General features: G+C 56.3%; 2 protein-coding genes and 1 tRNA gene. 2 read left to right on the top strand and 1 reads right to left on the bottom strand.

Features of this window, described 5'->3' with window-relative positions:
• Positions 1-331 precede the first annotated feature (331 nt).
• Positions 332-407: transfer RNA gene (locus AC5E6N_RS17585), tRNA-Thr, on the top strand.
• Positions 408-477: 70 nt separating this feature from the next.
• Here AC5E6N_RS17585 and AC5E6N_RS17580 read toward each other — a convergent pair.
• On the bottom strand, positions 478-732 hold the full coding sequence (locus AC5E6N_RS17580; RefSeq protein ID WP_491749032.1) for a helix-turn-helix domain-containing protein: 255 nt from the start codon (positions 730-732) through the stop codon (positions 478-480).
• Positions 733-825: 93 nt separating this feature from the next.
• On the opposite strand from AC5E6N_RS17580, the gene AC5E6N_RS17575 reads away from it, so the two are divergent.
• The gene (locus AC5E6N_RS17575; RefSeq protein WP_491749031.1) at positions 826-1,143 is read left to right on the top strand and encodes a hypothetical protein; all 318 of its coding nucleotides are present in this window, start codon (positions 826-828) and stop codon (positions 1,141-1,143) included.
• The last annotated feature ends 255 nt before the right edge of the window (positions 1,144-1,398 follow it).

Here is a 1,398-nt window from a genome sequence, read left to right as displayed (position 1 = left end):
CTAAGGCCAACCTCAAGCCTCAAAATCGCTTCTTAACGGTCGAAGAATTCTGAAGACTCACCTGCGGCCACCCAGCATGGCGGGACGTGTAAAAAATGAAAGCGAGTCGGGCCGACTCCCCTTCAGGCGGCCCTTGAGTTTGCCCGCACGCACGGCTAAAGCGCTGAGGCCCAGCTCATGCGCGGACGGTACGGCCCGGATCGCTTTATATCAGTTGGCAGAACAATTCGTAATGTGCGGGTCCGCTCGCAAATGTCGTGTGAAGCCAACGAGTTGGCGAAGTGGAGTTGAGATTAGTAGGGCGATAGTAGGGTCGTCTTTGAAACGGTAAGCCGCTGTAGCTCAGCTGGTAGAGCACGTCATTCGTAATGATGGGGTCGTAGGTTCGAGTCCTATCAGCGGCACCACCCAACTCTCTGATACTTCAGCCATAATCTAGATGACAAGCCTAGTTTAGTAGGCTGATTTCTCGCACCATTAATCCCCAGCCGATTCGAGCGCGCAGAGAAGGCGAGCAAAGAGCGCTGCGGGTTCGGAATTCATCGCGTTCACGAGCGCGACAAACTCCACGACGTCTAGACGCCGTTCGCCACCTTCAAGCTTGGCGATGTAAGACTGCGGTTTTCCCAGCCGATCGGCAACTTCCCGCTGCGTAAGCCCGCTCTCTTTCCGCGCCTCAACCAAGACGCGGATCAGTGCAGCATATTGAGCGGTGTGTAGGCTCTTGGTCATAGCTTCCACTTCAAGAAGCTCGACCCGTAATCCCGGTTTCGGATTATCCCATTTTAGGTTATTGATGTTCCATTGGCCTGGAGTGGAACGACCTTGGACGATTACAATTTCTGGCAGGATTTCTTCGACACCTACCAGTCGCTATCCGACTGGATGAAATTCGCTTGGCTTGTGGTGCCGCTCGCTTTCTGTCTCGGTCTGTTCGCCGTTCTCCTGCGCTACCGCCTCGCCGCCAAGCAGGTGGAAAAAGTCATCTCCGGCGATCTCGTCTACACGATACACCGCGACGACTTCGGCCAACTCCATGTCCGCTGCTATGGGCCAGAGCTAAAGCAGCGATCCACGCTTCTGTTGTTCGAGAACGCAGGTGGCGATGCTTCAGAGCGGCAAGGCCAAAATGGCCGGACATAGGCAGGCTCACGCCTCCTCTGGCGTCCGGTTTGGGTTTAGCCCATGGCAACCCATCCACGCACCTCCAGCAAGGCACCTCGGACGGCTATGGCGCTTGCGCAGGCAGGTTTCCCCGCGGCTGGTTTTGACGGGTTTGCAGGGTTTGCCGCCGTCCGGCGCAGGTAAAATGCACCGGTGACGCAATTCCAGCGGCAACAGCCCCCACAAACCCTATAAACTCTGCCAAACCCGGCACACGGAGACTGTCAGAATTTC

Source organism: Hoeflea sp. (assembly GCF_984452065.1).
Note: the sequence above shows the minus strand (reverse complement) of the source record. Positions and strands in the feature narration are given on the sequence as shown.

Bases quoted from the DNA above. Each gene is read 5' to 3' on its own strand.
- AC5E6N_RS17580 (WP_491749032.1), bottom strand. From the start codon at position 732: ATGACCAAGAGCCTACACACCGCTCAATATGCTGCACTGATCCGCGTC.